This window comes from Cupriavidus consociatus, from assembly GCF_017814975.1.
Lineage (GTDB): Bacteria > Pseudomonadota > Gammaproteobacteria > Burkholderiales > Burkholderiaceae > Cupriavidus > Cupriavidus consociatus.
Genome location: NZ_JAGIQA010000020.1, coordinates 67,524 through 92,560, shown reverse-complemented (window position 1 = coordinate 92,560; position 25,037 = coordinate 67,524). Strand labels below are relative to the sequence as shown.

Below are 25,037 nucleotides of genomic sequence, written 5' to 3'. Positions count from 1 at the left end.
GGAGTTAGCATGACTGTGAAGAAAAAGGATATCGCCATCGTAGGCTACGGGGAGACGCCGGTAGTCATGCGAGGCGGTCGCAGTTCGTACGACTTGGCTTCCGAAGTTCTCGACCAGGTACTGAACCAGACTGGCATCGAAAAGAACGAGATCGACGGTATCGCGGTGTCGGAAACGATGAGCGAGACCAGTAATCCCTTCTGGGCGCCGTTCCTGGCGGAGCATCTGGGGCTACAGACGAACTGGACTCAAATCAACGGCTTGGGTGGTGCCTCGACGATCGCCGGTGTTGCACGAGCCGCCGCCGCCATCCGCGATGGACAGGCGCGCACGGTGTTCGTGGTCGCGTCCGATGCGCAATCGAGCTACCCGCCGACAGAACAGGGTGGCCCGCGCTGGGAGTTCCAATACCCCGTGGGTCTGCGCGGGCCGACTGGCGTGTTCGGCATGCTGATGCAGCGCTACGAGCACCAGTATGGTCTGAAATACGAGGCGCTCGCCAAGCTTGCCGTCACGCAGCGCCGCCACGCGCTCCTTAATCCGAATGCCACTGCCAAGCTAAAGGTGCCGCTGACAGAGCAGGAGTATCTGAGCTCCAAGTTCGTCTCGACGCCGCTGCGTGTGCTGGACAGCGTGATGGTATGTGATGGTGCCAACGGGGTACTGGTTACGTCGGCCGAGAACGCGAAGCGGCTCGGATTGACCAAGGCCGTCTACCCTGTCGGGTATGGCGAGGTGACCAACTTCAAGGTCGATGATCCTACAGCCGACATCACTGAGAGCGGATTCACAGTGGCTGGGCCGCGCGCTATGGCTCAGGCGGGGGTAACCCCGAGTGACATCCGCATGTTCCACCCCTACGACGATTTCGTTATCGCGATCCTTCTGCAGCTTGAGCAGCTGGGTTTCTGCGAGCGCGGCGGCGGATCGGACTTCATTCTTCGCACGGACTTCGGCTTCGATGGTCAGCTGCCGCTCAATACCGGCGGCGGGCAGATCTCGGCGGGACAGCCGGGCCTTGCAGGTGGCGGCCTGAACCTTGTGGAAGCGGTGCGACAAATGTTCGGCGAGGCTGGTGAGCGCCAGGTGAAGGATCCGCGCAATGCGCTGGTTACCGGTATCGGTTCGATCCCCTACGCCAAGAACTGGAGCGTATCCAACGTCATGGTCCTGGAGCAATGAAAATGACAGATACCAAGAAACCCGTGCGTCCCTTGCCGCGCCCAGACATCTATACCAAGACGACGCCGTTTTGGGAAGCTGCTAATGAAGGCAAGTTGATTCTGCAGTACTGCAAGGACACCAACAAAGCCCAATGGTTTCCGCGCTCGGGCTCGGTCTATACCGGTAAGCGAAACATCGAGTGGCGGGAGTCGGCCGGACGCGGCACGGTGTACTCATACACGGTGTCCGTGGCACCGTGGCCAGGCCACGAAGACCGCGTCCCTTACTTGTGTGCCTACGTTGAACTCGAGGAGGGTGTTCGCATTCTGGCCAACCTCTTCAACGTCAAGTCCGAGGAAGTCAAGATCGGCATGCCGGTCAAGCTGATGTGGGAGCGTCTGTCAGAGAAGTTCAACTATCCCGCATTCGAGCCGGTGTAGGTCGGCCCCGACGGGATGCTTGCTCCTTAACGAAGCTGCCTCGGTCGAACCAGCCCGGGGCGGCTTCGTCTTATGGAGCGTTGGGTTTGTAGGGATTTGCACGGCAGGCCACGGGGGATAGACACCGATGAAGTTCGCATCATTTTTGGCGGCGCATGCAAAGGTGCATGGCCACAAGGAGGCCATCATCTGCGAGGGGAGGCGGTTGAGCTTCCGCGAATTGGAGGCATCCACCAACCGCATCGCCCGAGGACTACGGTCTGCGGGGGTTCAAGTAGGTGACCGCGTCGTGGTGTACCTGCCGAACGGCGTCGAGTTCGTTCAGGCCTTCATCGCGGCCATTAAGGCAGGCGCACTAGCGGTGCCGGTGAATCTGCCGCTATCGGCGCCCGAGATTGCGCACATCCTTGGGGATGCAACGCCAAAGGCTGCCTTTATCTGCGGCACCACACAGACCACCTTTGCGCGTGCGGCGTCCGGGCTCCCGGCCGTGGTCCGCATCGGAACTGATCAGCATTGCGACGCGGATCTGCGAATGGACGAGCTCGCCGCGGAAGGCGATGACTCGCCGTTGGATGTGCCTCATGACGCAATGGACTGCATGGTAGGCTACACCTCCGGTACGACCGGGCGAGCAAAAGGGGTGGTCCTGACGCAGTCGAACTATCTCTATGTCAATGGCTACTTGAACGGGTGGAACTGGGGGCTGACCGGGGACGACAGGCACCTGTGCACGACGCCACTGGCGCACCGCACCGGCATGGCTCGGCTGATGAATTTGATTTTTCATGGAAGCACGCTGGTGATTATGCCGCGCTTCGATGCAGCGGAAGCCACACGGTTGGTGCGCCAGGAGCGCATCACCGTTCTCGGCATGGTCCCGACTGTGGGGCGCATGCTACTCGACGAAGTCGAGTCCAGTCCTGAGAGCTTTTCTAGCGTGCGCGTTGCTTTGGTCACGGGTGAAGCGTTCCCGCTTGACGTCAAGAAGCGCTTGTACGCAGCGCTGCCGAACGTCCGCTTCTACTCGTTCTATGCAATGACGGAGGCGGGTGCCATCGCTGGACTGGACAGTTCAGAGCAACTCACCTATCCATCGTCCGTCGGGCGAATCTGGCCCGGCGTTGAAGTCAAGTTGGTGGACAACAATGGCTTCGAAGTCGCCACAGGAGAAGGCGGCGAGATTTGGGTACGCAGTGGTCCACCGGGACTTTACTCCACCATGCGAGAGTACTTCCGTCGGCCAGAGGACACAGCAAAAACCCTGAGCGACGGCTGGGTGGCGACTGGAGACATGGGGCGCTTCGATGCAGAGGGTTATCTGTACCTGATGGATCGAAAGAAAGACATGATCTTGTCCGGCGGATACAACATCTACTCCAAAGAGGTGGAGTCAGCGATCCAGGAGTACCCGGGTATTCGCGATGTGGCCGTCATCGGTGTGCCTGATTCCATGTTCGGTGAGGCGGTCGCGGCTTACGTCGAAGCGGAAGAGGGAGTTGAGATGTCAGCGCAGGCGGTCATTGACCATTGCCGCGAGCTCATTGCGAGCTATAAGAAGCCCAAATACGTGTTCTTCGTGAAGACACTTCCGCGCAACAGCACGGGCAAGGTATTGAAGACCGCGCTGCGCGAACAGTACCGGGTAGAGCACCTTGGCACTTGAAAGAGGATAACCCTATGCAATACGTTTCGCCGTGGATGGATTCTGAGTTGGAGATGCTGCAGGAAGCAGCACGGCGCTTCTTCGAAGAACGCTTTGTGCCCCGTGAACCGCAGTGGGCGGCGGACCTGCTGATGGAGCGAGAAGCCTGGAAGGAGGCCGGTGCTGTTGGCCTTCTATGCGCGAGTATTCCAGAGGAATACGGAGGTGGAGGCGGCACGCTCGCGCACGACATCGTGATCTTCAGCGAGCAAGCGCGGGCCCTCATCGGGAGCTTCTCCAATACCGTGCACAGTGGCATCGTAGCGCACTACCTGCTTCACTACGGCAGCGAAGCGCAGAAGAAGCGCTGGTTGCCGAAGATGGCGACGGGGGAAATGGTTGCGGCGATCGCGATGTCGGAGCCGGATGCCGGGTCTGATCTTCAGGCAATCAGGACGCGTGCAGTGCGTGAGGGTGATGAGTACGTGATCAACGGCGCCAAGACCTTCATCACCAACGGCTATCACGCCGACCTGGTGTTTGTGGTTGCGAAGACTGACCTGTCGGCTAAGGGCTCGCGAGGAACCTCCATCATTGTGGTAGAGACACGCGATTTGCCGGGGTTCCGCCGCGGCAAGGTGCTGGAAAAGCTGGGAAACAAGGGCTCCGATACGGCAGAGCTGTTTTTTGATGACGTACGGGTGCCGGTGGAGAACTTACTTGGATCAGAGGAAGGGCAGGGCTTTCCGCAACTGATGGCTCAATTGCCAGCCGAACGCCTGTACATTGCGATGAACGCAGTCGCCCAAATGGAGAGGGCCGTTGCGATGACCGTCGATTACGTCAAGCAGCGCAAAGTGTTCGGTCAGCAGCTTTCGGAGATGCAGAACACACGCTTCAAGCTAGCAGAGTGTCAGACCCAAGCGCAGTTGGCACGCGTGTACGTCGACAACTGCATAGTGCGCTGCATGCAAGGGCAGCTATCCAACGAGGATGCCGCCATGGCCAAGTGGTGGGCCACGGAACGATGCAACCGGGTCGTCTATGAGTGCCTGCAATTGCATGGAGGCAACGGATTCATTATGGAGTACCCGATCGCCAGGTTGTATGCGAACGCGCGCGTGGGTCCAATCTACGGCGGCTCCAATGAAATCATGAAAGAGATCATCGCCCGCAGGCTGCTGCGCTGACGCGTCGAAACCACGCTGAGCTGCTGCCGACCTTCGGCGGCGCTCACGCGTCCGATCTGCGACTTACGTCGCACATCACCGCCAACTGATCCTTCGTCTCGCTCTCGCTGGCCCACATCTGGCTGCGCGAAGTTCATTGAAAGCACATGTCTGCCGATATGCGACCCAGTGTAGTGGGGAAGCGTCCCTCTCGGCCGGAGCGCATCAAGCCCTCATTGAGGCAAGGTGCGACATCAATAGGTCTTGCGCGATGTCGCGGCTTCCCTCCTCCGGTCCGGCCAACTGGCGAACCAGGAGGCCGTGAGCCAGTATGAGCAACTCTTCCGCTTTGCGCTGCGGATCGACGTCTTTGCGAAACTCACCAACCGCCATGCCATCTGCGATCAGTCGAGCCCAGAAGCGCTGCTGTCGTCTGTATCGGTCGGATTGATGAGACAGCAACTCAAGGTCTCGCGTGCTAGTGGCCAGATAGTTGATCCAGAAGCGCCAGAAGCGATCCCTTGGTGAGCGACAAATGTAGCCGCTGAGCAGCCTGTGCAGCTGCTTGATGGGAGAACCGGAATAGACCTCCCAGTCCTCGGGCAACTCATATGCCGACTCCAGAGCTGCGATCAGTAGGCGTTGCTTATTGCCAAAGTGGTAGTTGATCGTCCCGGTGCTCATGCCCGCAGCCTGTGCGACCTTTCGCATGCTGAGGTTCTCAATGCCGTCGACCGAGATGAGTTCATAGACGATGCCAAGTACGTACTTGCGGGTGCGCTGCTGGCCCATGCGTACGCCGTCGCGCTGTGGTTGGATTCCCGTTCCCCGGGGAAAAGCTTTTGGCGGCTTGAGATTTGCAGCTCTTTCGGGGGCGCCTGCCGAAACAGGAGTGGTTCGACTAAGAAAAGGTCTGGGCGGCATGGTCCCGTCAGGAGTCGGGCAGTGGCAATGCCTACATTGTGACGGGGGCCGATATAAGACGGCCACCGACTTCGGTAGTGGGTGTGACCTGATGTGATACAGCGTGAAGAATCATCACTTGTTCGCACGATGGTGCAATATAGAATCGGTTCACGATTAGTCAAAGGTACCCGGTGTAAGGAGCCCCGTTTGGAGATGGAAGCGAGCAAAATTATTTCAGCACCGTGGGATCGCTTGCGCGACACGACCTTGCTGCGTACCCGCAATCTTATCGGGGGCGAGTGGTGTCTGGCATCTGACGGCGGCGAACATGCGGTCCTGAATCCTTCCAGTCAGCAAGTTCTGGCGAAAGTGCCGGCCTCGTCGGAGGAGGATGCGCGTCGCGCCGTGCAGGCAGCGCACGACGCGGGCAAGGAATGGGCTGAGCTGACATCCAAGGCGCGCGCAAGCGTGCTTCGCCGTTGGCACGACCTGATCTTGCAGCACCGCGATGACCTGGGGCTTATCCTGGCCGCTGAGCAAGGAAAGCCGCTCGCGGAAAGTGTGGGCGAAGTGGTCTACGGTGCCGGATTCGTCGAGTGGTTCGCCGAGGAAGGAAAGCGTGTCTACGGAGACGTAATCCCGCCGCACGCTAAGGACAAGCGCATTGTGGTTGTCAAGCAACCCGTGGGGGTGGCGGCGTTGATCACGCCTTGGAACTTCCCCAGCGCAATGATCACGCGCAAGGTGGGCCCGGCTCTGGCGGCAGGCTGCACCGTGGTGCTCAAGCCTGCGGAAGACACGCCGCTGTCGGCATTGGCACTGGGCGAGTTGGCGATGCGTGCAGGGGTGCCGCCAGGGGTGTTCAATATCGTGACTACTGCTCAGCCGGCATCCGTAGGCGGCGTTTTCACGTCCGATCCGCTTGTACGTAAGCTTTCGTTCACCGGCTCGACCCGCGTAGGCAAGATGCTGATGGCGCAATGCGCAGGTACCGTGAAGCGCGTATCGCTCGAATTGGGTGGGAACGCGGCGTTCATTGTGTTTGACGATGCCGATCTCGACGCAGCAATTGCCGGCCTGATGGCCTGCAAGTTCCGCAACACCGGCCAGACCTGCATTAGTGCGAACCGAATCCTGATCCAGGACGGCATCTTCGATGCGTTCAGTAAGCGGCTTGTCGAGGCAGTACGCTCACTCGCAGTCGGCGATCCATTGGCGGACGGGAGCCAACAGGGTCCTCTCATCAACGAGGCCGCATTCCTCAAGGTCAATCGCTTGGTCAACGACGCCCTGGCACGAGGTGCCGATGCACTCGAGGGCGCCTCGGTGCACGACCGTGGCGGATGGTTCTACCAGCCGACGGTACTGGCCAACGTGCCGAGCGACGCGACGATCTGCTCGGAAGAGATCTTCGGCCCCGTGGCTGTACTGGAGCGCTTCGGTTCGGAGGCAGACGTCGTGGCTCGTGCGAACGATTCCCCCTATGGCCTCGCCGGCTACTTCTACAGCCGGGATGTCGCGCGCTGCTGGCGTGTGGCGGAGGCGCTAGAGGTGGGGATCGTCGGCGTCAACGAAAGCTCCATCTCGACTGAACTAGCCCCCTTCGGTGGTGTCAAGGAATCGGGGATCGGTCGCGAAGGATCGAAGTACGGCATCGATGACTATCTTGAGACAAAGTACATGTGCTTCGGTGGCGTCTCATGATGACCTAACAACAAAAATAAAACAAAGACAGGAGACATACCATGAAACGCAGGCACTTGATGGTTGCCGCGGCCCTTTTGGCGTGCGGCCCGTTTGCTTTAGCTGCTGACCCGTATCCGGTCCGGCCGATCAAAATCATTGCGCCGCAGCCGCCAGGCGGAGCCGTCGACATGATGGCTCGCACCGTGGCAGAGGCACTTCAAAAGACTTTCGGCCAAGCCGTGGTGGTCGAGAACAAATCCGGTGCAGGCGGCCTTATAGGTGTGAGCGCAGCTGCCAAGTCACCAGCGGACGGCTACACGCTGGTGATCGGATCGACCGGCCCATTCTCGGTCAGCGCGAGCCTGCTGCAAAGGGTTCCATTCGACCCTGTAAAGGACTTCGTTCCGATCGCAAGGCTGGCGCAGATGCCAAGTTACCTCGTGGTCAATGCCAATGTGCCCGTGTCGACAGTCACCGAGTTTCTCGCCTTGGTCCGTTCGAAGCCCGGACGCTTCACGTACGCATCAACCGGCAATGGCTTGTCACAGCATACCAACATGGAGTTGCTGAAGAGCATAGCCAACCTGTCCATTTTGCCAGTGACGTACCGTGGCAGTGCGCCAGCAATCAGCGATTTGCTTGGGCATCAGGTCGACATGATGATCGAGCTGGGCCCGCAAGTAATCCCGCACATCCGCGCCGGAAAATTGAAGGTTTTGGCGACCACGAGCGCGACCCGTACCGAGCTGCTGCCGAAAGTTCCGACCCTGGCAGAGAGCGGTGTTCCTGGATTCGAAGCCTACACCTGGTTCGCGCTCTATGCACCCGCAGGTACGCCACAGGCTATCGTGTCCAAGGTGCATGAAGCACTGACCAAGGAATTTGATGGTCCTGAAATCCGAACTCGTCTAAGCGCCATCGGTGCGGAAGTTGCGCTGAATTCGCCGACGGAGTTGGCCGCATTTCAGGCGGCCGAGACCAAGAAGTGGGCCGCAGTAATCCGGCAGGCCGGCATCAAACCTGAATGAGTTAGGGGAGGGACGAATGCCAGGTCCGCTTCACGGATTGAAAGTTGTCGAGATCGCCGCCATCGGGCCCGCGCCGTTCTGCGGGATGCTCTTGGCTGACATGGGTGCTGAGGTCGTGCGCGTCGATCGCAAAGGCGAAAAGCACCGCGCCAGTTCGGGCGATGCCGATGTGCTGCAGCGAGGCAGGAAGTCCATCGCGCTGGACTTGAAGCGTCCCGGCGCTGTGGATATCGTGCTGCAATTGGTCGAGCGCAGTGATGTGCTGATCGAAGGATTCCGTCCCGGGGTGATGGAGCGTTTGGGGCTCGGTCCCGACATCTGCCTTGCACGACAGCCAAAGCTTGTGTATGGGCGGATGAGCGGCTGGGGTCAGAGCGGCCCCCTGGCTCAAGCAGCGGGTCATGACATCAACTACCTCGCGCTCTCGGGAGCTTTGCATGCGCTTGGCGATGCAGACCGTCCCCCCACACCGCCACTGAACCTGGTCTCGGACTTCGGTGGAGGTGGGATGATGCTGGCGTTTGGGCTGATCTGCGCCGTTTGGGAGGCAATTCGCAGCGGCCGTGGTCAGGTAGTCGATGCGGCCATGAGCGACGGGAGCGCTCTGCTGATGGCCATGCTCTACGGATACGTGGCCATGGACCGCTGGGATCCCCAGCATCGCGGAGTCAACTTTCTTGATGGGAGTGCTCCCTTTTACGGCGTCTATCGTTGCGCGGACGGGCGTTTCATCGCTGTTGGCTCAATTGAGCCGCAGTTCTACGCAAAGCTGCTCGCCGTGTGTGGGCTCTCGACCGATCAAGAGTTCGAGGCGCAGTGGGACACTGCGCGCTGGCCTCACCTTAAAGGAAAACTGGGCGAAGTATTCCTTCAGCGTACGCGGGACGAATGGGTCCAAGCCTTCGCCCACGAGGACGCATGCGTTAGCCCTGTGCTGGACATGCGCGAGGCCCCTGCCCACCCGCACCATATTGAGCGACAGAGTTTCATCAACTCTGATGGCTTGATCCAGCCTGCCGCTGCCCCGCGTTTCTTGCGCACCCCCGCTGCTATTCCAGGGAAGCCCACCCCGCAGGGTGCGCAGTCGGATGAGGTTCTTGCTAGCCTCGGATTGGACGCAGAGCGAATCCAGACTCTCCGCGCGGAAGGGGTTGTTGCATAGCGCAATTTCGGCGCCGCCTGCCGGTGAGCGTCGAGCGTTGATGCGTGGAACCTTTGACTGCGTTAATCGATGGGCCTCCGGTATGGATAGCGCTTCATTTGGTAGACTTGGGTGCTCAATGCAACGCGGAACCGGCTTCCGCCGCAGGATTGCTTTAGTAAGGGCGGCTAAACCGCCGCGAGCGTAGGTCATACACAACTGGCAACGCGAACCTTGATTGTTGGCGGGTTCTCATCGAATTCGGGAGCAACTGATGCGCTGGACCGGAGGACGGACTAGCAAGGCACTTACTAAGAGGTTAGCTGCTTCTGGTGTCACGAGCGCGCCCGTACGCGACGGGCTCACCCCGTCTCAATGGCAGGGCACTGCTTGGCAGGATGCTCTTGGCAACTCTCCCGACGGATCGCTCACTAAAGACCTTTCGTTCCAGTTCGTACAGCCAGAAGTGCTGCAAAGTGTTGTTGGATGCGCATCGAGTGAGGTCGTAGAGCCTGCGGCCTATTGTGATCGAATGCGTATTCAAGAAAGCGGGGCGCAGAGATGGCGCTCAACTCCTGCCCAGCCAGGTTGCGCCAGGCCAGCGGCCATCTTGAATCATGGCTTGGGTGAGCGCGGTCAGTTCGTTTGCTACCGCGCGTACAGCCAAGGAGTTGCGCCGCATCATCGACACGGCAAGTCCAGTGCGGCGCTGCAATTCTTCGCCCGCGATCGGTGTAGCTTTCAGGCTTCCGCTGTCAACTGCAGATGCGACGCTACTCATCGGCAACACCGCAAATCCGAGCCCCTGCTCCGCCATGGCTTTCTGAACGCGGGTGTCATTCGTCTCCGCGACGACATTAAGCTTGATGCCCCGGGCTTCGCTAGCGTGGTCAAGTATCAAGCGCAAGCCACGGTAGAAGACCGGCAGGATCAGTGGCAGGGTTACGAGGCACTGCAAACCAATCGGAGCCTTGCCGAGGTCTTCCGAGCGAGGGCCTCCGACCAAACAGAGCTGTTCGACAAACAACGGTTGCATGTCGAGCTGGCTGGACGTCTTGTAATCCGTGAGCATGGCAAGTCCCACCTCGCCATTTTCCAGCCACTCCCGCAATCGGTCAGAATAGCCAGTGTAGATGCGCAACATCAGTTCCGGATGGCTGGCTCGCAGCGCTGCCACCAGAGGGGCTGCGATCAATTCGCTCTGGCTGGTGAGAAGACCGAGATCCACCGTGCCACGGACAGCGCCTGGGCTTGCGACCACGATTTCTGTGCGGGCACCGTCAATTTCGCGCAAGGCACGCCGGGCGCGTTCGATGAGTCGGCTCCCGGCGTCCGTCAGTTCCATGCCGCGCGGCGTGCGTTCGAACAGCGGAGTTCCCAAATCCTCTTCCAGCATCCGCAGCTGACGGGAGAGTGCGGGCTGTGCCAGGTGCAGCGTTTCAGACGCACGCGTAATGCTACCGGTGTCGGCGATTGCCAGGAAGGCACGCAGCTGTTTGATGTCCAACTCAGGTCTCCTTGCCTCGAAGCTCTGCCGGGCGCATGGCGCCGATTTTACCAGCTCCGGTGCGGTATCGCCGCCGCAACTTGCGACCTGAAGCAGAACATTTGAATACTAAATTGGAGGCACCCCTTTAATTAAACGCCGCACTTTCATCGCTGCCGCATGCGTCCCAGCTTTTGCTACGCGCGCCAATACACAATTGTATCCTAGCCGACCGATTAAACTTGTTGTTCCAACTTCCGCTGGCGGGATTGCGGATTTCATTGCACGGAGCGCGGGCGAGGTCATGGCCCGTAGCCTTGGGCAACCTTTTGTACTGGATAACCGTCCGGGTGGTGCCTCGACCCTGGCAGCCAATATCGTCGCGCATGCCAACCCTGACGGCTATACCCTGCTGATGGGTACTGAGTTCAACATGGCAACGGCCGCCTTGTTGCGCAAGGACATCGCGTACGACCCCCGGAAGGATTTGCTCCCAATTGGAGTACTCGCTAAGTTTCCGCTGGGGCTTATTGTCAATGCGAAACTTCCGGTGCGTTCGGTGCGAGGGTTGGTGAACTACCTGCGCGCGCGACCAGGCGCGGTGAATTATGCTTCCGCGGGCGCAGGCACTGCCTACCATTTAGCGGCCGAGATGTTCAAGGCTCAGAACGACGTGCAGATGGTACACGTACCGTATGCCGGTGGCGCACCGATGGCGACATCGTTAATCCGGCGTGACACCGAGGTGGCGTTTGCCGCGCTCAATACGTATCTGCCCTTTATACGCTCCGGGGAACTGCGGGTGCTTGCCATTGCCAACGAAAGGCGGATTCCTCAACTCCCGGATGTGCCTACGTTTGCGGAGGCTGGTTTCGCTGCTTTCGACGCAAGCATGCACTTGGGGCTTGCATCGCCGAGCGGTGCCGCACCCGACATCATCCATCGACTTCACACGGCGTTAGCCAAAGGCTGGGCGGATGAGACATATCGCACCCGGATGGCGACTTACGGAATCGAGACACCAGCACCCCACACGCCGACGGAGTACGCCGAAAGATTGGCTGCGGAGGCGCAGCGCTGGCAAGGGTTGATCACCAAGAACAAGATACGAATGGAATGATGAGGGACATCGGAAATGGAACAGCCTTCAACACCTTACGCCTATTACCGCGGTGGCACGACTAAGGCGTGATCATCAGGCGCCTGGAGCTGCCATTCCGGGAGATACAGCTATGTCGAGTCAGTCCGGTTCGCACGTCGACCATCGCAGCGGAGAAGCAAACCGCGCGAGGCTCGCAGTACGTCACGCCGTTGCGCGGTCAGGCGTCAGCCCTGTCAGCGCCGGCCATCCGGCCAGGTCCACCAGCAAGGACCACCGGTCGCCTTGCGCCATTCTGGGTGCTCAGGGTTTCACATCTCCAAGGTAACCGCGACACAGAGCGCTGAAGCCCCGAGCGCCATGCCGAATTTGTATAGGAGACCTCGCATCTTTCTATTGGACGCGACTGCTTGACGGCGGCACGATTCCTCGTACATCAAAAGTAAATCGGCAGGAGACACGTCCATGAACTTCCGGAAAGCCGCCAGCCTGGCAGGAGGATTCGCATGCCAGCGTTGACCTTCGTGCAAGCGTCCGGGGAGCGCAAGATCGTCGAAGCGCTTGTTGGCGAATCGGCCATGCATGCTGCTCGCCGCAACCTCGTTCCCGGCATCATCGCAGATTGTGGCGGCGAGCTGTCATGCGCCACCTGTCATGTCGTTGTGGATGAACGGTGGCTCTCAGCACTCCCGCCGCGGAGCGCCAGTGAAGATGAAATGCTCGAATGCACAGCCGAGGTTCCAACCTCTTGTAGTCGGCTGGCTTGCCAAGTTCGAATTACCCCCGAACTGGAGGGCCTCATTCTTCACATCCTGCGCTCGCAGAAATGAACGTCGCTAGCCTTGTCCCGTATAGAGCCATCGCCACCGTCGGTGGTGGCTACGCCATTGCTGGGAGCCGATAGAGCTCCGCAGTTGCAGTAATACCGCTTGCGGCTCCGCGCCAGAGTCCCATCGTCAAACTTCCCTACAAGTGTCCCCATGACCGACAACCTTTCTCTTGTTCCGGCGCGCTTTGACGCCGCTACCGACCGCGAGTACCGCATGCTAATCGACGGCGAATGGGTGCCTTCGGCAAGTGGTGAAACTTTTCGTTGTGTTGACCCCTATGAAAATCGTGAGTGGGGTCACGTACCTGCTGCGGGTGCGGCGGATGTCGACAGCGCTGTACGGGCCGCGCGGCGAGCGTTCGATTCCGACGGTTGGCCGAAAACGCCGCCGGCGCAACGAGCCGCGTTGCTTCGCCGACTTGCAGATCTGATCGAGCAGAATGCCGATGAGCTAGCACGCATCCAGATTCACGAGAACGGAAAGCTGATCGGTGAGATGAGCCGCGGCACTTTCATGCTCGGAGCTCACGCGCGTTACGTCGCAGGATTGGTCGAGAACCTGCATGGCCAGACCATCGACACCGGCTTTCCGAACATGAGCACGAGCACCGTGCGAGAGCCTGTTGGCGTCGTGGCGGCCGTGACGCCATGGAACACGCCGTTGGGACTGCTCGCCTGGAAGCTCTTTCCTGCGCTCGGTGCCGGCTGCACATTGGTTATCAAGCCATCGGAGGTGACGCCCACTTCTACGTTACGCCTTGCTGAGCTCTGTATGGAGGCGGGCTATCCCAAGGGTGTCGTCAATGTCGTGACGGGCTTCGGCCAAACAGCTGGTGCCGCACTCGTTGCACATCCGGGTGTGGACAAGATCGCGTTCACAGGCTCGACGCAGGGCGGGCGAGCCATGCTGCGAGCGGCCGCGGACCGGGTCGGGCGCGTGACGCTCGAGCTTGGAGGAAAGTCCCCAAACATTGTCTTCGCGGATGCTGACCTTGACAACGCCGTGCACGGTGCGATGGCGGGCATCTTCGCGGCCACCGGCCAGACGTGCATGGGAGGGTCACGGCTCCTGGTGGAGGACTCCATTTACGACGAGTTCACGAGCAGGCTCGCGGTAGCCGCTGACTCCTTGCGCCTAGGTGACCCGCTTGACCCAAAGACCGAAGTTGGTCCCGTTGCCTGCCGAACGCAACTGAATAAAGTGCTTGAATACGTCGACATCGGCAAGTCCGAGGGAGCGCGCTTGCTGGCGGGCGGAGTGCGTGACGAAGGACTGGCGACAAGCCAAGGGTTTTTCGTCCGGCCGACGGTGTTTGTCGACGTAGAGAATCGATCGCGACTCGCACAGGAAGAGGTCTTTGGTCCCGTCGTCGCGGCGATCAGATTCAAGAGCGAAGACGAGGCATTGGCACTCGCGAACGACGTTGATTTCGGACTCGCAGCCGCCGTCTGGACCCGTGACATGGCCCGTGCGCAGCGGATGGCGCACCAGCTACGCGCCGGAACCGTATGGGTCAACACCTACCGCATGGTCCATCACACGATGCCTTTCGGAGGCTTCAAACAAAGTGGCTTGGGGCGTGAGTTGGGCCCCCATGCTCTCGACGAATACACCGAAACCAAGTCGATCTGGGTCGATCTGGGCAATCGGCAGACCTTTGGCCGTCGCTGAGGCGGTTCAACAAATCAAGGAGATAACTATGAGCGCCATCATTGATGCCGCCGCGCGAATTCCTAACCTCGCAAGTCAAGAGACCTTCGTTGCTGGGGTACCGCATGATGCATTCGATGCCGTCCGAGCTATGCCAGGGCTTTACTGGCAACCTGCGGAACGTGGCACGCTCAACGGAGGGTTTTGGGCTGTCACGCGAGCCAAGGATATCGTCGCCATCGAAAAGGACCCGGAGACGTTCACTTCGACGCTGGGACCGTGGTACCCGCTGACCGGCAAAAATCCGGAGAATATTCTCTGGAACGACCCGCCGAAGCACGGCGAGTTGCGCCGCGCAGTGGCAAAGGCGTTCGGTCCACGCGTGGTAGCGAACTTCGACGATTGGGTGCGGCCGATTGTGGTAGAGACGCTGCAGGCGTACGTCGAGAAGGGTGGTGGGGACTTCGTGCCGGACGTGGCGGCCATGATTCCCTCACGCGTGATGGCTCGGGTCATTGGAGTGCCTCGCCAAGATGAGCTCCGCGTCGTGAAGTGGACATTCGATGTCTTCGCTGCCATGCAGGTTCCAGATGACGGGAAGACATTCTGGGCTGTGAACAATCCGATCCGAGACTACATGTGGGAACTGCGCGCGGCGAAGCTGCGCGAGCCCGCCGATGACATGGCCACGGCCCTGGCCCAAGCGAATGAACGGGGCGAGCTGACTGAAGCCGAGTACCGGTCATTTACCAGCGTGCTGCTGCTAGCTGGCTTCGAGACCACGCACACCGTCATGGCACAGGCGATGCGCATGATCGTCGAAGATGCAGACGTTGCGCGAATGGCTGACGAAGCTGTCGCCGACGGAAAGACGGATGCTCTTGTCGACGAGTTCCTGCGCTACATCACACCGGCCATGAACATGGGCCGTGTTGCCACGCGAGATCTGGAGTTTGGCAACACGAAGATTCGAAAGGGCGACCTGATGCAGCTGTACTTCATCGCAGCCAACCGCGACCCGGAACTCTTTGGAGAGCCGCATCGCTTCAATCCGTCGCGCCCCGAGCGGAACCACATGGCCTTCGGGGGTGGCTGCCACACCTGCCTCGGAGGGCCACTCGCAAAGCTTGAACTGCGCATCCTGTTCGAGGAAATGCACAAGCGAGGAATCCGATTGCGGCTCGCGGGTGAGCCGCAGCGTGGTCGCCAGACCCAAATCAATCAACTCCTTTCGCTCCCCCTTGCCTTGGTCTGAGCCATGAAGACTTTGACCCAAGGAGATAGCCGCGCAAGCCCCATCTGCTAATCGGTGACGTGCAAGATGCGCAGTTAACAGTTGACGCAATTGCACGTGGGGGTGGGCGGAATGGATGCATTGCGACTCGACAAAAAGCGAGAATGTTGGGCGCCCCGTACAGTACGCGTGCGCCCGTTTCGGAGGTGTCCTCGTGCTGTGACATCGCTGGGCAAGGGTTCCTGGAGCTTTGCAGGAGACCGATCCAAATGCCGCGTGAAGTGATCGCTCTCCGAACCAGGCAATGCGGAGCTGCCCCTCTTTTCACTAGGCCATCGACACTGGGGAGGAGTGGGTTATGAACAAGACTTGGCTGATCACTGGGACCAGTGGGGGCTTTGGACGCGCAATGGCAGAGACGCTGCTTGCTCGAGGCGATCGCGTCGCTGCGACCACACGGAAGTTTCGCTCCCTTGACGACTTGGCGGCGCGGTTTGGGGAGCGACTTTGGCGGCGGGAGATGGATCTGACGGCTAACGCCGATGTTGAGCAGGTCGTGGCCGAGGCCTTTTGGGAACTTGGCCGAGTCGATGTCGTTGTCAGTAACGCGGGGTATGGCCTCTTTGGTGCCGTTGAGGAAGTGAGCCACGAACAGCTAGTGCGCCAGGTGGAGGTGAATCTGCTGGGATCGATGCGTCTTGTGCGGGCGGTCCTGCCGCATTTGCGCGTGCAAGGGGGCGGCCGGATTCTGCAGGTATCAAGCGTTGGCGGGCAGGTCGCCTATCCCGGCCTGGGGGTGTACCACGCCACCAAGTGGGGTATTGAAGGCTTCATAGAGGCGCTTATACCAGAAGTTGCACCGTTCGGCATCCAAGCGACGTTGATCGAACCTGGCGCAGCACGCACGGCATGGGCGGGTGAGAATGCCGATTGGGCCCACCCACTGTCACACTATGAAAAATCCTTGGTCGGCGCGATGCGGCGGCGTATGTCCACCGCTGGCTCGCAGGCCTTTGCAGGAGATCCACATAGGATCGCCCAGGCAATGATTGATTGCGCCAATGAGCGTAAGGCGCCTCGCCGCCTCACGTTGGGAAGCGATGCCTATGAAGCCATGCACTCCGCGCTTAAAAGCCGTTTGCACGCACTAGAAGCCCAACGATCGGTGGCGCTGTCGACGGATGCGGACGCATAGCAAGGTGCGAAAAGGAAAACATCCCGACAAGGACCGTGACGACTAATGGCTGGGCGTCCTGTCAGATGCTGAAATCAAGCCATTGATCGGTTCGAGGGAGGCTCTTATCGGCCTTTTTCCCGGAGCCTGCGAAGGACGGCGCGGAGGCTGTTGCTTCCAATCTCGATGATGGAGGCATCTGCGGTCGAGGCGCGCGCGGTAACTGCGGCATGGATACGTCAGAAAATCTCATGGTCACTGATTTTTCATCAATCGCGCGATCGAGCAAGTTCATCTAAATTGCCCGACACTAAAACGCAAAATTCATAGGAGCGATGATGCCGGAAATGTCCAAAAAGACCACACGCGCGATGCGAACACAGCGTGCTCGGAGGTTGTTTCTGGCGATTGCTTCGGGCGCTGCGTTGTATGCCGCAATGCCTGCATTTGCCGGCGAAGCGTTCCCTGTCCGACCGATTACTTTGGTCCTGCCGTTTCCCCCCGGCGGTGCTTCTGATACGCAGTTGCGCGCGCTTGCCACCGCCGCAGCAAAGGAGTTGGGACAGCCCATCGTTGTTGTTAACCGTCCTGGCAACGGAGGTACTATCGCCCCGGCTGCGATGGCACACTCTGCCGCCCCCGATGGGTACACCATCGCGATGGCGGTACGTACGCTGCTGCGGCTGCCGCATCTTAGCAAGGTAAATTTCGACCCCCTGAAGGACTTCACATACATCATTGGCCTCAGTGGCTTCTCATTCGGTGTCGTGGTCGCAAACGACGCGCCGTGGAAGTCGCTCAAGGAGCTGATAGATGACGCACGTGCCAGGCCAGGGGCCATTACTTATGGCGCCAGCGGTCGGGGTAGCAGCGGTCATGTTGCCATGGAGCGTCTGGCCCGGGCAGCCGGTGTGCGTCTCAATTTTATTCCCTACAAAGGCACGGCTGAAGAGGTCAAGGACCTGTTGGGTGGACATTTGGCGGCTTACGCCGATCCCGGCTGGGGCTCGATGCTGGAGTCAGGGAAGGTCCGGGTACTTGCAACGATGGGAGAGGTGCGCCTGAAACGGTGGCCGCAGGTTCCCACCCTAAAAGAGCTGGGCTACGACATCGTAGTGACCTCTCCCATTGGATTGATTGGCCCGCGCGGTATGGACCCTTCCGTGGTGGCGCGACTGCACGACGCCTTCCGCAGGGCCATGGTTGACCCGGCCTACGTACGCACTATGGAGCAGAACGATCAGGTGCAGGAGTACCTCAGCAGCGATGCCTATACGAAGTCTGCTGCGCGTGAATTCGCCCGGGAGAAGGCCGTCGTGCACGAATTGGGAATCACACTGGAATGAGCAGAATGTATCTCACCCAAGGACTGCATAGGGCCGCGCAACGAGCGCCCGAGAAACCAGCAACGATATTCGCTGGGCGTCAACGCACTTTCCGCGAGCTAACCGGGCGGATTGCTCGCGCAGCGGCAGTGCTGCACAACTTGGGGGTGCAACCGGGAGACCGGGTTGCCATCCTTGCCCATAACTCCGACGTCTACGTCGAATTGTTGCTTGGGATATGGTGGGCAGGCGCTGTCGCTGTTCCTGTGAACACTCGGTGGAGCGTCTCGGAGATTGTCTACTCGCTGTCCGACTGCGGGTGTGAAGTGCTCTTCGTAGATGATGCATTCGTGGATCAAGTTGATTCCATTCGAGCTGGATCGGACGCGCTGCAACGGATTGTCCAAATTGGTAATGGCGATGGCGCGGCGGGCCTGCCAGCCTACGAGTCGCTTCTGCAAGCTTCCGAGCCACTCACCGATACGCGGACGGGAGGCGACGAGCTGGCCGCTATTCTCTACACCGGTGGCACGACAGGCTTTCCCAAGGGGGTAATGCTCTCCCATAGCAATTTCTGGTGCGGGGCGGTATCGCGGCTGGCCGAGACATTCAGTCCTCTCAATGGTGTGGCACTCTTTGTATCGCCATTTTTTCACGTCTCAGGGCTGTTCCGCTTGGTGATGCAGATCGTTCTGGGCGCCACTAACGTCATCGAACCCCAATTTCGGCCGGAATCGGTGCTCGACGCCTTCGAGCGATACGAGGTGACCGATGTGGTGCTGGTCCCGAGCATGGTGCAAATGCTGTTGGATCACCCGTCCTTTGATGCCGGGCGACTGCGCAGCCTTCAACGCATATCCCATGGTGGGGCTCCGATGCCGCCAGCGCTGCTCGATCGGGCAATGGAGCTATTGCCTGATGTCGGCTTCTGTAGCTCCTATGGCATGACTGAGACATCAGGGGTTGTCAGTGTTCTCGGCCCGGTCAAAGCAGCCGACCGGCAGCGCTTAGGCACTGCTTTGCGTTCAGTAGGGCAAGCAGGGTTGGGCGCCGAACTGCGAATTGTCGATATTTACGATAAGGACCTGCCGCCAGGCTCCGTGGGCGAGGTAGTACTGCGGGGACCCGCGGTGATGCAAGGCTACTGGAATAAGCCGACGGAAACAGCCGCAGCGCTGAAGGACGGCTGGCTGCATACCGGTGATGCCGCCTGGCTGGACGAAGCAGGGCACATCCACGTTGTGGACCGACTGAAAGACATGGTCATCACGGGCGGAGAAAACGTCTATTCGGCAGAGGTGGAAGCGGCCCTGATGGCGCACAACGCTGTCGCCGCTTGCGCAGTCATAGGCGTACCAAGCATTCAGTGGGGCGAGTCGGTCCATGCAGTGATCGTGTTGCGCCCGGGCGCAGTGGCGGATGCGGATGAGTTGCGAGCGCACTGCCGAACACGTCTGGCCGGATATAAATGCCCCAAGAGCGTGGACTTCGTGCCGAGCCTCCCGCTTTCTGCCGCCGGCAAGATCTTGAAGAACCGTCTTCGGGACGAGTACCTCTCGCGTGCGACGGCCTGAGTTTCTATCAAAGGAAGAGAGAATGACCCTTCAGCAACGAGCCGTCCACGTCGTGGGCGTAGGCATGATTCCGTTTACCAAGCCTGGCACAAGTGAGCCGTATAACGTCATGGGCGCCAGGGCAACGCAGCTCGCCTTGGCCGATGCTCGGCTTAGTTATGACTTGATCCAGCAGGCTTACGTGGGGTACGTCTATGGCGACTCTACGGCAGGCCAGGCCGCTTTATATCAGGTTGGGCTGAGCGAGATCCCCATCTTCAATCTCAACAATAACTGTGCGACGGGCTCCAGTGCCTTGTTCCTGGCGCGCCAGGCGGTGGAGAGCGGTGCAGTCGAGTGCGCACTAGCACTCGGCATGGACCAGATGGTGCCCGGCGCCCTGAAGGGGGCCTTCGATGATCGCCCTTCGCCGATGCAGAGATTCGCGGACACGATGACGGCACACCAGGGCTACCAGCCAGAGACCCCGCGCGCAGCCCAATTCTTTGGTGGGGCGGGTCGCGATTACATGGCGCAGTATGGTACGCGACCCGACACATTCGGGCGTATCGCCGTCAAGGCTCGCCAGCATGCGGCACGAAACCCGCTGGCCGTCTTCCGCCAAATCCTGACGCTGGAAGAGGTAATGGCCTCGCCCATGGTGTTCGATCCCCTCACGCGATATCAGTGCTGCCCCCCGACGTGCGGAGCAGCCGCAGCCATCGTGTGTTCTTCGGACTTTGCGCGCAAGCATGGTCTGGACGCGAGCGTCGTGATAGCGAGCCAGGCCATGACCACAGACTCCCCCGCGAGCTTCGAGAGCGACGACATGCGGAAGCTAGTGGGCTACGACATGACCGCCAAGGCGGTCAAGGAGGTCTACGAGACTGCTGGTGTCGGCCCCGAGGACGTGGATGTCGTGGAACTACACGACTGCTTCACGGCCAATGAACTCATCTCCTATGAGGCGCTCGGGTTGACTCCGCCCGGTACCGCCGAAAAGTTCGTGCTGGACGGCGACAACACCTATGGCGGACGGTATGTCGTCAATCCGTCGGGGGGCTTGCTGTCCAAAGGACACCCACTTGGGGCCACCGGCCTCGCGCAATGTGCTGAACTCGTGTGGCAACTTCGTGGTCGAGCCGAGGCCCGCCAGGTGCAGAATGCGCGGATCGCACTTCAGCACAACCTGGGGTTGGGTGGTGCCTGTGTCGTGACGCTTTATCAGCGGCAGTGAGGGGCCTGAATGATTGACAAGCGTTTCATCGGGCACCCCTTTGCGCCATTCTCAGTTCCCGTGGAGGCAGGTCGCCTCCGATTCTTTGCAAAGGCCACGGCACAGACTGATCCCGTCTACTTCAACGACTCGGCCGCGCGTGAGGCCGGTTACCCAGGCCTGCTGATACCGGCAACTTTCCTGTTCTGCCTAGAAATGGAGGGACCGAACCCTAGTGCTGTCCGCGACCTGCTCGGCCTAGATTACCGCTACTTGCTGCATGGTGAGCAAGGCTTCAGGTACCACGCCATGGCGTATGCGGATGATGTGCTCACGTTCGAGCCTCGCATCGAAGATATCTGGGACAAGAAGCAGGGAGCACTTGAATTTGTCGCACGTGCGACGCGCGTCACGAAGCAGACGGGCCAGCATGTCGCAGACCTGCGATGCGTCACGGTTGTACGTCACCCATCAGGAGGCCAGGCATGACGGCGAGCGATTCAGCTCAAGGCAGTTGGCAACTTCCGGATTTCGAGCCGGAACCCGTTTCGCGTCTCGCGCTAGCTCTCTATTGCGGGGCCTCGGGAGATCACAATCCTATTCACGTCGATCAGGACTTTGCCCGCGCAGCCGGAATGGGTGATGTCATCGCGCACGGCATGCTCTCTATGGCCTGGCTGGGGCAAGTGCTCACTCGCTGGGCACCGCAGGAGGCGATTCGCAGCTTCCGCGTTCGCTTTGCCTCTCTGACTCGAGTAGGCGAGCGTATTCGGTGCAGTGGCCGCGTCCTTGAGGTGGTGGAAGAGGAAGGCACGCGTTTTGCCCGTGTCGCCTTAACGACAACGAACCCGGAAGGTGAAGTGAAGCTCGAAGGGGAGGCGCTGGTCGCGCTCAGCTTCCGGGAGGCATTATGAGCACGAGCCGAAGCGTACTGTTCGATGTCCGTGAGGGCATCGCAGAGATAGTCCTGAACCAGCCAGAGCGCCGAAATGCACTCGACCCGTCGATGCGCGCTCAGCTCGTTGATGCCGTTCAAGCGATCCGGCGTGATCAGCAGGTTAGGGCAGTCATTCTTACTGGAGCCGGTGGCCATTTTTGCGCCGGCGGGGATCTTCGTGCGCTCGCAACGGCTGGTCTTGACAACGAGGGCTGGCTGCGTCGTTTCCAGGACATGAATGACTGGGTGCGCGATCTGATCTCGCTCGACCGACCAGTGATCGCAGCTGTGGATGGGATGGCGACTGGTGCCGGACTGAGCCTGGCGCTGACTGCGGACCTGGTATTGGCAACTCCGCGCGCGCGTTTCAGCGCATCGTTTCTTCGCGTAGGCCTCGTGCCAGACTGCGGATGCTTTTATACGTTGCCGAGGGTGGTCGGAGTGCAACGTGCCAAGGAGCTTATGCTGTCTGCACGAGAGATCGGTGTGCAGGAGGCGCTTGACCTCGGGATTGTCATGGAGATTGTGAGTCCCGACGAGTTGAATTCACGCGCTCGCGTGATTGCGAGCAGCTTCATCAACGCGTCGCCCCTGGCGGTCAGCTTGATCAAGCGCAATCTCTCCCCGCAAGGGGGCGAACTTGGGGCGCTATTGGATGTAGAAGCGCAAGCCCAAGCACTGGCGATGGGCAGCGCAGGCCATCGTACCGCAGTCAACCGCCTACTAGAGAAGCAGGCCCCCCCCTTTAACTGGCCCGCCGCGCAATGACTGCGGCCGGCAAGAACAGGAATGATGGAAATGGAAAAGACACAGGGCGCTGAGCGCTCCGGACAACGCATGCTGGAAGGCAAGGTCGCGATAGTCACCGGTTCGGGCGGCGGAATCGGGCGTGATATTGCATTAGCCATGGCGCGTGAAGGAGCGCGGGTGGTCGTGAATGACGTCGGCGCATCGCTCAGTGGCGAAGGAACGGACGATGGGCCGGCGCAGGCAGTCGTGAATGAAATCCGGGCACTGGGTGGGGAAGCGGTGGCTAACACCGATAGTGTGGCCGATGCAGCTGCGGGCCAGCGCATGGTGGAGTGCGCACTCGACTCCTTTGGTCGCGTAGACGTGGTCGTGAATAACGCCGGAATCCTGCGGGACGGCTTCTTTCACAAGATGGGTGATGACCAGTGGGACGCTGTGATCAAGGTCCACCTCTATGGCAGCTACCACGTGAGCCGCGCGGCTGCCATCCATTTTAAGGAGCAAGAGTCCGGCTGCTTCGTTCACATGACTTCGACCTCGGGTCTGATTGGCGAGATCGGCCAGGCCAACTATTCGGCTGCGAAGATGGGCATTGCGGCACTGTCCAAGTCAATCGCACTTGATATGCGCAAGTTCAACGTGCGCTCCAACTGCATTGCTCCCTTCGCGTTCAGCCGGATGATTGCATCGATGCCCACGGACACGCCGGAGCAGCGCGCCCGAGTCGACCGCCTGAAGGAGATGACGCCCGCAAAGATCGCGCCACTGGCAGTTTGTCTGGCGAGTGATGCTGCAGCCGATACGACGGGACAGATCTTCGCCGTGCGCAACAACGAGATCTTCCTCATGAGCCAACCGCGGCCCGTGCGCTCGGTTCATCGCGGAGAGGGGTGGACTCCGCAAGCTGTGGCGAGTCACGCGCTGCCCGCCCTCCGGGCGCAGTATCACAGCCTGGACCGCTCGGGTGACGTGTTCAGCTGGGATCCGATCTGAACGCCAAGAGCCGTGATTCGCAGAGCATCCCGCGAGCCATTAATTGATATCAGTGGCGTGACCGCGCTTTGGTGGTATCGCCTTCCTCGACGGAATCGCCCCCAGCGTCCAGCGCGGGTGAATTCGTGGAGGGCGCTTCATTGGAAGGGGATGCTCTGTACGGCGCACCGAACCCCGTAAGCTAAGCCACGTCCGGCGCGGCCGGCGGTTCATGGAGAACGCATGAACGCGAAAAGACAGTTGAGCCGCCGCATGCTGCTCGCGCTTGGTGCCTGGTCCGCGATGGAGTCCGCTTTGTCGCAGATAGCTCCTTCCAGAGCTGCAGTGACCAAGATCATCGTCGGATTCCCTCCTGGACAGGCTACGGACATCGTGGCCCGGCTGTTGGCGGCACAGCTGAATACTGTCAGCGCCAACTACATCGTGGAGAACAGGCCGGGTCAAGGCGGTAGTATCGCCATGGGGAACCTGGCCAAAGCCCCTAACGACGGCTCGGTGATGATGCTCTCGCACATGTCAGCGGTCGCCACGAATCCCCATCTCTACAACAGCGTTCCCTATGATTCGTTGAGAGACTTCGAGGCTGTCGGTCTGGTGGGTGACTTACCTTTCGTGCTGGTTAGTCACCCCTCGTTGCCCTTCACCGATGTGAAAGGCTTGGTCGATTATGCCAAAAGGCATCCCGGCAAGCTCATGAACGCGTCTTCCGGGAATGGCACAGTCTCCCATCTGGCGATGGAGGAGTTCAAGCGTCGGTTAGGACTCGACATCCTTCATGTGCCATACAAGGGAAGTGGCCCAGGCCTCACGGACGTCGTGGCGGGCGCGGTGCCGATAGCTTTGGAAACGGCGGCAAGTGTCCAGAGCCTCGTGCAGGACGGCCGATTGAGGGCTCTCGGCTCCGCTTCGCCTTCGCGTTTAGGAGGAGCACTTTCAGTCCCGACACTAGACGAACAAGGTTTCACTGGATTTCATGCATCGACGTGGCTGATGATGCTGTATCCAGCTGGCACGTCGAAGGGATTGGTAAACTCGACCTATGGCGCCATCCAGAGAGCCATGGGAACACCCCAGATGCAGAAAAGGCTGCTAGCAATGGGGGTTTTGCCGCGCCAAAGCACCAGTCCGGCAGAGGCTCAGGCTTATATTGCGGCCGAATACAAGAATTGGGGCGAAGTGGTGCGGCGCAGTGGGGTCAAGTTGGACTGAGCGAGCCGATCAGAGGCGTCTCACGTCCTTATGGCCTGCTTCATCGGCCATGGCTCCATGGTCGCGAGCGTCTTTCTGCCTTAGCGGACCAGCCCCCTCGCACGCGCTCGCTGCCAATGAAGCTGTTTGGGGTTCATGGAGGGGCGTGCAAACGGCCCACTAAGACGTCGTTCGACACCAACAACCCCGCCATGAAGAGCACTGAGATGCAGTTGGGCAGGGGGCTCTGGTGCGCACCGATCACGATGTCGTAACAGACCGATGGAGCCGTTCGTTAAGCACGGTTCTGCTGCATGCGTGAAGATACCCGCATCAAATTCGCGCGGCGTGTTCAAAGGTGGCGCTACCGTCTTAGTCAACACTAAGAGACCGTTTCAGAAAGAGCCAGGCGGGGCCGTTAAC

At 60.0% G+C, this 25,037-nt stretch carries 23 protein-coding genes; 20 read left to right on the top strand and 3 right to left on the bottom strand.

Features of this window, described 5'->3' with window-relative positions:
- Window positions 1-9: 9 nt before the first annotated feature.
- The 4 genes from J8I82_RS24970 to J8I82_RS24955 all read left to right on the top strand — a co-directional run bounded on the left by J8I82_RS24970 (window position 10) and on the right by J8I82_RS24955 (window position 4,439).
- The gene (locus J8I82_RS24970) at window positions 10-1,182 is read left to right on the top strand and encodes a thiolase family protein (protein WP_245180076.1); all 1,173 of its coding nucleotides are present in this window, start codon (window positions 10-12) and stop codon (window positions 1,180-1,182) included.
- A 2-nt stretch (window positions 1,183-1,184) separates the two neighbouring features.
- Window positions 1,185-1,604: a Zn-ribbon domain-containing OB-fold protein gene (locus J8I82_RS39115; RefSeq protein ID WP_280519712.1), complete on the top strand. Its 420-nt coding sequence runs from the start codon at window positions 1,185-1,187 to the stop codon at window positions 1,602-1,604.
- Window positions 1,605-1,731: 127 nt separating this feature from the next.
- Window positions 1,732-3,270, top strand: a complete 1,539-nt coding sequence (locus J8I82_RS24960) for a class I adenylate-forming enzyme family protein (protein WP_209761523.1) — start codon at window positions 1,732-1,734, stop codon at window positions 3,268-3,270.
- Between the two features lie 14 nt (window positions 3,271-3,284).
- The gene (locus J8I82_RS24955; protein ID WP_209761522.1) at window positions 3,285-4,439 is read left to right on the top strand and encodes an acyl-CoA dehydrogenase family protein; all 1,155 of its coding nucleotides are present in this window, start codon (window positions 3,285-3,287) and stop codon (window positions 4,437-4,439) included.
- Window positions 4,440-4,643: 204 nt separating this feature from the next.
- Here J8I82_RS24955 and J8I82_RS24950 read toward each other — a convergent pair whose 3' ends face one another.
- A complete protein-coding gene (locus J8I82_RS24950; RefSeq protein ID WP_209761521.1) occupies window positions 4,644-5,210 on the bottom strand; it encodes a TetR/AcrR family transcriptional regulator in 567 nt (188 codons plus the stop codon).
- 327 nt (window positions 5,211-5,537) lie between these two features.
- Between J8I82_RS24950 and J8I82_RS24945 the strand changes: the two genes are divergently transcribed.
- The 3 genes from J8I82_RS24945 to J8I82_RS24935 are packed head-to-tail and all read left to right on the top strand — an operon-like array spanning window position 5,538 to window position 9,200.
- A complete protein-coding gene (locus J8I82_RS24945) occupies window positions 5,538-7,028 on the top strand; it encodes an NAD-dependent succinate-semialdehyde dehydrogenase (protein ID WP_209761572.1) in 1,491 nt (496 codons plus the stop codon).
- 41 nt (window positions 7,029-7,069) lie between these two features.
- Window positions 7,070-8,038 carry a Bug family tripartite tricarboxylate transporter substrate binding protein gene (locus J8I82_RS24940; RefSeq protein WP_209761520.1) on the top strand — a complete coding sequence of 323 codons (969 nt, stop codon included), beginning with the start codon at window positions 7,070-7,072 and terminating at the stop codon, window positions 8,036-8,038.
- A gap of 16 nt (window positions 8,039-8,054) precedes the next feature.
- Window positions 8,055-9,200, top strand: coding sequence for a CaiB/BaiF CoA transferase family protein (locus J8I82_RS24935; protein ID WP_209761519.1), 1,146 nt, complete (start codon window positions 8,055-8,057; stop codon window positions 9,198-9,200).
- A 547-nt stretch (window positions 9,201-9,747) separates the two neighbouring features.
- On the opposite strand, the gene J8I82_RS24930 is transcribed toward J8I82_RS24935, so the two are convergent.
- On the bottom strand, window positions 9,748-10,686 hold the full coding sequence (locus tag J8I82_RS24930) for a LysR family transcriptional regulator (protein ID WP_209761518.1): 939 nt from the start codon (window positions 10,684-10,686) through the stop codon (window positions 9,748-9,750).
- 196 nt (window positions 10,687-10,882) lie between these two features.
- Here J8I82_RS24930 and J8I82_RS24925 point away from each other — a divergent pair, with 196 nt between their 5' ends.
- The 5 genes from J8I82_RS24925 (at window position 10,883) to J8I82_RS24905 (ending at window position 16,673) form a co-directional block, all read left to right on the top strand.
- The gene (locus tag J8I82_RS24925; protein WP_280908102.1) at window positions 10,883-11,785 is read left to right on the top strand and encodes a Bug family tripartite tricarboxylate transporter substrate binding protein; all 903 of its coding nucleotides are present in this window, start codon (window positions 10,883-10,885) and stop codon (window positions 11,783-11,785) included.
- A gap of 485 nt (window positions 11,786-12,270) precedes the next feature.
- Complete coding sequence (locus J8I82_RS24920) at window positions 12,271-12,594, top strand: 2Fe-2S iron-sulfur cluster-binding protein (protein WP_209761516.1); 324 nt, start codon at window positions 12,271-12,273, stop codon at window positions 12,592-12,594.
- Window positions 12,595-12,744: 150 nt separating this feature from the next.
- A complete protein-coding gene (locus J8I82_RS24915; protein WP_245180075.1) occupies window positions 12,745-14,265 on the top strand; it encodes an aldehyde dehydrogenase in 1,521 nt (506 codons plus the stop codon).
- Between the two features lie 28 nt (window positions 14,266-14,293).
- Complete coding sequence (locus J8I82_RS24910; RefSeq protein ID WP_209761515.1) at window positions 14,294-15,499, top strand: cytochrome P450; 1,206 nt, start codon at window positions 14,294-14,296, stop codon at window positions 15,497-15,499.
- A 337-nt stretch (window positions 15,500-15,836) separates the two neighbouring features.
- On the top strand, window positions 15,837-16,673 hold the full coding sequence (locus tag J8I82_RS24905) for an SDR family oxidoreductase (RefSeq protein ID WP_209761514.1): 837 nt from the start codon (window positions 15,837-15,839) through the stop codon (window positions 16,671-16,673).
- A 61-nt stretch (window positions 16,674-16,734) separates the two neighbouring features.
- Here J8I82_RS24905 and J8I82_RS24900 read toward each other — a convergent pair whose 3' ends face one another.
- Window positions 16,735-16,947, bottom strand: a complete 213-nt coding sequence (locus tag J8I82_RS24900) for a hypothetical protein (protein WP_209761513.1) — start codon at window positions 16,945-16,947, stop codon at window positions 16,735-16,737.
- Between the two features lie 52 nt (window positions 16,948-16,999).
- Here J8I82_RS24900 and J8I82_RS24895 point away from each other — a divergent pair, with 52 nt between their 5' ends.
- From J8I82_RS24895 to J8I82_RS24860, 8 genes are all read left to right on the top strand, one after another.
- Window positions 17,000-17,998 carry a Bug family tripartite tricarboxylate transporter substrate binding protein gene (locus J8I82_RS24895; RefSeq protein WP_245180074.1) on the top strand — a complete coding sequence of 333 codons (999 nt, stop codon included), beginning with the start codon at window positions 17,000-17,002 and terminating at the stop codon, window positions 17,996-17,998.
- A gap of 5 nt (window positions 17,999-18,003) precedes the next feature.
- Complete coding sequence (locus J8I82_RS24890; RefSeq protein ID WP_209761512.1) at window positions 18,004-19,551, top strand: class I adenylate-forming enzyme family protein; 1,548 nt, start codon at window positions 18,004-18,006, stop codon at window positions 19,549-19,551.
- Window positions 19,552-19,573: 22 nt separating this feature from the next.
- Window positions 19,574-20,767, top strand: a complete 1,194-nt coding sequence (locus tag J8I82_RS24885) for a lipid-transfer protein (protein WP_209761511.1) — start codon at window positions 19,574-19,576, stop codon at window positions 20,765-20,767.
- Between the two features lie 9 nt (window positions 20,768-20,776).
- Window positions 20,777-21,235 carry a MaoC family dehydratase N-terminal domain-containing protein gene (locus J8I82_RS24880; RefSeq protein WP_209761510.1) on the top strand — a complete coding sequence of 153 codons (459 nt, stop codon included), beginning with the start codon at window positions 20,777-20,779 and terminating at the stop codon, window positions 21,233-21,235.
- Window positions 21,232-21,660 carry a MaoC/PaaZ C-terminal domain-containing protein gene (locus tag J8I82_RS24875; protein ID WP_209761509.1) on the top strand — a complete coding sequence of 143 codons (429 nt, stop codon included), beginning with the start codon at window positions 21,232-21,234 and terminating at the stop codon, window positions 21,658-21,660. The genes J8I82_RS24880 and J8I82_RS24875 overlap by 4 nt, the downstream gene beginning before the upstream one ends.
- Window positions 21,657-22,451, top strand: coding sequence for an enoyl-CoA hydratase/isomerase family protein (locus tag J8I82_RS24870; protein WP_209761508.1), 795 nt, complete (start codon window positions 21,657-21,659; stop codon window positions 22,449-22,451). The genes J8I82_RS24875 and J8I82_RS24870 overlap by 4 nt, the downstream gene beginning before the upstream one ends.
- A gap of 69 nt (window positions 22,452-22,520) precedes the next feature.
- Window positions 22,521-23,426 (top strand): SDR family NAD(P)-dependent oxidoreductase, encoded by a 906-nt coding sequence (locus J8I82_RS24865; RefSeq protein ID WP_209761569.1) that lies wholly within the window; start codon window positions 22,521-22,523, stop codon window positions 23,424-23,426.
- Between the two features lie 222 nt (window positions 23,427-23,648).
- The gene (locus tag J8I82_RS24860; protein WP_209761507.1) at window positions 23,649-24,635 is read left to right on the top strand and encodes a Bug family tripartite tricarboxylate transporter substrate binding protein; all 987 of its coding nucleotides are present in this window, start codon (window positions 23,649-23,651) and stop codon (window positions 24,633-24,635) included.
- Window positions 24,636-25,037 lie beyond the last annotated feature (402 nt).